General features: G+C 39.6%; 4 protein-coding genes and 1 pseudogene. 4 read left to right on the top strand and 1 reads right to left on the bottom strand.

The features are described from left to right. Positions 1 to 54: 54 nt before the first annotated feature. The 3 genes and pseudogenes from ABF638_RS36510 to ABF638_RS36500 form a co-directional block, all read left to right on the top strand. A pseudogene (locus ABF638_RS36510) lies at positions 55 to 765 on the top strand (ABC transporter ATP-binding protein); the annotation flags it as partial. Between the two features lie 187 nt (positions 766 to 952). Then, the gene (locus ABF638_RS36505; RefSeq protein ID WP_435027639.1) at positions 953 to 1,675 is read left to right on the top strand and encodes a hypothetical protein; all 723 of its coding nucleotides are present in this window, start codon (positions 953 to 955) and stop codon (positions 1,673 to 1,675) included. Beyond that, positions 1,665 to 1,958 (top strand): hypothetical protein, encoded by a 294-nt coding sequence (locus ABF638_RS36500; protein WP_435027638.1) that lies wholly within the window; start codon positions 1,665 to 1,667, stop codon positions 1,956 to 1,958. The genes ABF638_RS36505 and ABF638_RS36500 overlap by 11 nt, the downstream gene beginning before the upstream one ends. Positions 1,959 to 1,974: 16 nt before the next feature. On the opposite strand, the gene ABF638_RS36495 is transcribed toward ABF638_RS36500, so the two are convergent. Then, positions 1,975 to 3,306, bottom strand: a complete 1,332-nt coding sequence (locus tag ABF638_RS36495) for an aromatic ring-hydroxylating dioxygenase subunit alpha (protein WP_190901903.1) — start codon at positions 3,304 to 3,306, stop codon at positions 1,975 to 1,977. A 450-nt stretch (positions 3,307 to 3,756) separates the two neighbouring features. Here ABF638_RS36495 and ABF638_RS36490 point away from each other — a divergent pair. Next, positions 3,757 to 5,477 (top strand): filamentous hemagglutinin N-terminal domain-containing protein (locus tag ABF638_RS36490; RefSeq protein ID WP_435027637.1); only part of this gene is annotated, 1,721 nt, incomplete at its 3' end.

The raw sequence follows: 5,477 nt of genomic DNA, 5'->3' as shown, positions 1-5,477 counted from the left end.
TGTCATTTTGAAATCTCTCTCAGTTTTTATTAGGAAATAAGATGCGTTTCCCCTAAGCCTGGACAAATGTCTGGAGGTCAACGCCAACGGGTGGCTGTTGGTCGTGCTTTAGTGCGTAATGCCGATGTATACCTGCTGGATGAACCCTTAAGTAACCTGGATGCACTACTGCGGGAACGAGTCCGAGCCGATATAAAGCAAATTTTTGCAGCCCAAAAAGTGCCAGTTGTCTACGTTACCCACGACCAAACAGAAGCGATGACGCTCTCCACTAAAGTTGCATTGCTCAACGATGGCTATGTCCAGCAACTTGATCCACCTGAGTGCATCTATAACCATCCAGCTAATCTATTTGTCGCTGGATTTGTTGGTAGTCCGCAAATGAATTTGCTAACTTTACCTTGTAAGGGACAATATGCGATCGTGGGTAACTTCCAAGTGCTTCTCCCAGATATACCAACAGCACCACCACAGATTGTTCTGGGAATCCGTCCAGAAAATGTCCGCATTGCTCAACCAGGTGATACCCAAACTATCCAAGGGCAAGTGTTTTTAGTGGAAAACTTGGGGATGCACTATTTAGTCAGTGTCAGGATTGAGGGTTCACAAACCGGAGCGATTACGGTACGTGCTTTGTTGCCAACAGACCAAAATTGGAGTGGCGAGGATATTACATTAGCATTGCCCCCTGAGGATATTCACTGGTTTGATGTTCAATCTGGCCATGCTCTTGTTAAAAGACAAATGTTAGATGTCAGGAGCTAGTACAGTACGGCGTAAATAAACTTTATATTTTGCAGCCTTACAGCACTACTAAATATAAAACTCATTAAAAAACCTCATAGACCAATTATCAAAAAAACCACTACGCCAGAGGTATTACAACAACAAAATACTGTTTGGGCGTATCCTAGAAAATACCCTCTTCAACACATGGGTAAAACAACGGCTAATGCTTGATTATTTAACGGCGGGTATTGCATTTTGGATGACTTTGTTTGGAGTACAAGAGTCGTTGTTAGAATTCCGCCTGGGTTATCTCGGTCGCTACTGGTTTCTTGCAATTAGTGCTAGCCTACTCCTGAGCTTTTTGCTCTCTGCCCCGATTACTATAACGCTAATCATTAGATTTACAGTAGATCCGTTTACTTTTCCAGGTAATGTTATTCTTTGTGCTATCGCTGCGGTAATCTTTGATGTGATTCTCAGTCTGGCGCAGTGGCTGATACTTCGCCAAACCGAGATGACACCAAGAGTCTTTGCGCTGATCAATACAGTTGTTGGAATTCTCGTTTACTTCCTACTGGTGTGGCTCAATGAGGGTAGTTTGGAGTGGAGCGGTAATCCCATTCAAGGCTGGAAAACTGTAATAATATTTTTAGCTGGTGGTGCAATTACCGGAGGTGTCACTGGTAAAGCCTTGGATTTCTATTGTGAGCGAGTGGAACAGCGATTAATTCAGCTTGAGAGAGAAAGAGAAGAGAAAGAAAGGCTCAGAAGAGAAAAAATAGAAAACGAAATATTTGAAAGGAAAAAGCAAGAAAGAGAAAAGCTTGAAAGGGAAATTCTAGAGAGGAAAATGATTGAGAGAGAAATCGCTTTAGCTGAAGAGAAAAAGTGGTACGAAGAACACGGTGATGATGATTTTGATTATGAGGATGAAGATGAGGATTGAAGAACACCCTGTTTTACTTGCACTGTTAACGCTCTCCATTATCTGTGTTGGTACGAGTTCTGGCTCTGCACTACTGACAAATATCGCTCAACAAACAGACAACCAAAAGGCCCCATCAGTTATTTTCTTTCTGCCCAAGGAACCCCCTAAGCCTGGAGTTGGCTGGGAAATGACCACAACTTCCGCCAAGGCAGAGATAGCCCTGGCGCAGCATTTAATGAAGATAGGTGCTGCGGAATTGGCGCTATATGTTGAGCTAATTACAAAATTAATAATTTTGTAATTGTTGTCTAGTTCTGTTATTTTTTAGCATGAACATAGTCTACAAAGTAAAATTTAGGAACAAGCCAAAATTTGAGCCAAGTGTAAGCTGCCAAACTTAATAGTGCTGTAATAATTAGCGTTAAACCAAGCTTGACTCGAAACGTGTCTGGGAGGATAGCAACTCCTGAAATAGTAATAGCAGAGTATGCCAACAGTACCACTTGCAAACGCTGGATCACCCTTAGCGCCCCTCGGCAGCTACTACAGTGCTGAGTATGTTGTTTGTAGCGATCAAGCAGTACAGTCCGACTGTCGTTAATATTTGAGTTTTGTAAGAAATTAATTCCGACTTCATTCCAAGGTAAATCCCCATTACAATACTTTTCAAACCAATTTCTGAACTCAATGACTAAACGATCTGCACTTGTAGGTAGCTTGTAGGCAGTTTTCCAGCTTTCAACTAACTTTTTTTGTTGAAAAAAGCGCTCTTGCTGATGTAGAAGAATCATATCTCCATCAAGAAGCGGATTACGAATTATGATATGTTCTAACCAACGAGGTAATAGACTATAAATTGTTTTAGCAAAATTAATAGGAAATTGAGCCACTATTCTTGACCGACCTGGAGACACTGGAATACAGTAAGTAACGATTCCTAACTGCTTTCCAGAACCAATACTAATTGCATATTCTAAGCGGCAAGGTGGTTCAAAAGTAATTGTTGTTCGTCCTGAGCTTCTTTCAATAACTGCTTCAATCAAATTTACTGTTGATTTCTCAATATTCATAGGTATAGGTACTGCTTGCTCTCGAATACCTTGCACTTTATGATGTGCAAAAGGAACATGACTTGGATCTGCCACATTCTCAACAAGAGTTTGCCAATCATATTCCAAGTCGCGTACAAAAGAATCCCAAACAAAACCTTTGCTAGCATCTACTTGAGGTGACAGAGGTAATGGCGTATTTGCAGCCTGTTCTGCTGATTTAGCATCTGCCCAAACCCAAAGTAAATCATTTTGCTGACGAACAGGGAATGTAACTGCACAGAAGTTTTTTTGATTCCTAGTCACAATTTCTGGATTTTCTGCTTGAGGAATATATGTACAAACTCCTTGAGAATCAAACTGCCAACCATGATAACTACACATCAAATTACCCGTTTTTTCATCAACACGCCCTTCACTTAAGGGAGCAAGGCGATGAGGGCATTGATCTAAAAATACTTGGTAAGCTTTAGATAATTTAGGCTTCCAAATGACTAAGCGTAATCCCAGAAGAACAACTGTGGTGGGGCAGTTTGGATTGATATCTTCGATAGGGGAAAGCGGATACCACTGTCGAAAAAAATCAAACTCAGATTGGATTTCTGTATTCATTGAGTAAACAAAAAGTAATTCTACGTTTAGTATATGCAACCGCCATCAAGACATTTTAATGGCAAGCAGCCGATGAACTGTGAGTGATAACAGATAAATCGTCAAGTGAGGCAATAGCACTTGGTCAAAGGCTTGACCAGAGTGAAAAAGCTCAAGATGGGAAGGATTTTGAATCCTAATCCAAGATTTGAGTTTTTTCATAAGTGTTGGGATAATGACTCAGCGCGTGTAGATTCTTATCAAAAAGTTGATTGCCAAGTTTGTTTCCTCAGTGGGGTATTGCTTGCATAAAGGTGAAGTTCATTGATTGCAATAGATAGAGAGATAACTGATTAATCGCATATATTAACGTCATGGTCAAAATCATTTAAATCAGTTGTAGCTGGTTCTTTTTAAACTTTATAATATTTTCGTGTAAAAAAAAGGATTTAACTACAGGTGCATACAACGAAAATTAAAATAAAATGGGGAAAAACTAGTTATTATTTATTTAAAGTTAGTATATTTTATTACATAGTATTTTCAAATCCAACTGCTGCACAAATCGTTCCAGATACTACTCTCACTAACAATTCTCTCATTACTAATCAAGGCAGTCTCAATATTATCAATGAAGGGACTAGAGCAGGAACTAATTTGTTCCACAGCTTTCAAGACTTTTCTGTTTCTACTGGGAATACTGCTTTCTTTAATAATGCTGCTGATATTACAAACATTATTAGCCGCGTCACAGGAAAATCTGTTTCTAACATTAATGGTTTAATTCGTGCTAATGGAACAGCTAACCTATTTCTGCTCAACCCCAATGGAATTATTTTTGGTTCTAACGCTCAACTAAACATTGGTGGGTCATTTGTCGCAACCACAGCCAACAGTATTAAATTTGCTGACGGTAAACAGTTTTTTGCTCAACCCAACCAGAAAGAAGCATTGCTAACAATTAGCGCTCCTACAGGGCTAGCATTTAGAGATAATTCAACTGGAACTATTCAAGTTTTAGGTGGCGGACATCAAATTACACCAAATGCTGGTTTATTCCCTACCATAGTAAACAACAATTCAACAGGCCTTTTAGTACAACCAGGAAAGACTCTAGCTTTAATCGGGAGTAACATAAATGTGGAAGGTGGCATTATAACTACTCCAGGGGGACAATCTGAGTTGGGTAGTGTAGGGTCTGGTTTTGTTGACCTCAAATCCAATAACCAAGGATGGACTTTTGATTACGAAGGAGTTCGCAAGTTTGAAGATATTCAGTTATCAAAACAAGCTTTAATCAATGCTAGTGGTACAGGCGCTGGAACGATTCAGGTACATGGAAATAATGTCTATCTGACAGACGGTTCAACAATGTTGATTCAAAATTTAGGCGAGACTTCATCTGGAAATATCAATATTAATGCTTCTAGGTCTTTGGTTTTGGAAGGAACTTCTCCAGATGGCAATGTTTCTAGTAGTATACTCACGGAAACAGTAAATACTGGAAAAGGTGGCGATCTAAAAGTTTTTACCCAACGATTAACGCTTCAGGATGGAGCAAGAGTGGGAGCAGGTACATACAGTAACGCTTCTGGAGGTAACGTAACTATTAATGCCTCTGATTCTGTGCAATTGTTAGAAAACAGGCTTGCTAATCCTTTTCGTCGTGGAGATACTATTAGCTTCATCAGTGCTGCCACTTTCGCTTCTGGGCAAGCAGGTTCTGTTCAAATGTCAACAGAACAGCTACGAATTACTGATGGAGGAACAGTGGCATCATCAAGCTTCGGAACTGGAGATGGAAACAACGTTATTGTCAATGCAGATTCTATCGAAATTACAGGGATAAAACCAGAGCGTTCTGCTCCAAGCACCATAGCAGCTACAGCTTTTAATGCTGGAAATGCTGGAAGTTTAACCATAAAGACATCACAATTGCGATTGAAAAATGGAGGAGTAGTTAATTCTGTGGCTTTTGCAACTGGAAATGCTGGCAGTATAAATATTAATGCCGAAAACTTTATAGAAGTAAGTGGAAAAGCTAACAGCTTCCAACCTAGTTTTATAAGCTCATCAGTCAATGTTGCAAATGAAGCCGTCAGAAAAATATTTGGACTACCTTTGATACCAGAAATGTTGAATCCTAATACAAAACTTTACATATCTAGTTACACTAACTC

It is taken from the genome of Nostoc sp. CALU 1950, from assembly GCF_051172895.1.
Lineage (GTDB): Bacteria > Cyanobacteriota > Cyanobacteriia > Cyanobacteriales > Nostocaceae > Nostoc > Nostoc edaphicum_A.
The sequence above is the reverse complement of the archived record's forward strand: the minus strand, read 5'-3'. Positions and strand labels throughout refer to the sequence as shown.